This is a genomic window from Streptomyces beijiangensis, from assembly GCF_017315755.1.
GTDB classification, from domain to species: Bacteria; Actinomycetota; Actinomycetes; order Streptomycetales; family Streptomycetaceae; genus Streptomyces; species Streptomyces beijiangensis.
In genome coordinates, this window is record NZ_JAFLRJ010001700.1 from 1 (window position 1) to 390 (window position 390).

Genomic DNA, 390 nt, shown 5'->3' on the forward strand with positions numbered 1-390 from the left:
CTCCAGCAGCGCCTCGTCCGACACATCGGGCCAGGGCTCGCCCAGCTCCCTGTGCAGGAAGGCCAGCCGGGCGCGCAGCGACCTCGCGCCCTCCGACCAGCGCAGCAGCCCGAGCCCCTCGCCGCGCAGCCCGTCGAGCACCGCTTCCCGCACCCGCGCCGGATCGGGCGACGAGAGGGGGCGCGCGGACAGCTCGACCGCGCCCAGCGTCTCCACTTCGCGGGCCACCACATCACCGCGCGCGCCGTCCCAGCGCACCTCTTCCCGTACGCCGTGGAGCGCGCCCGCCGCACGACGGGCAGTCTCCTCGTCGACGGCGGCGGCCAGCCGCACCCGCGCGAAGGCGTCGCCCACCGGGCGGTCCGCGACCGCCACGGCCAGCCATGGCGC

The 390-nt window shown here is 77.9% G+C and carries 1 pseudogene; it reads right to left on the bottom strand.

Annotation, left to right across the window (positions count from 1 at the left end):
- Positions 1-390, bottom strand: a pseudogene (locus J0695_RS43300) (ATP-dependent helicase HrpB); the annotation flags it as partial.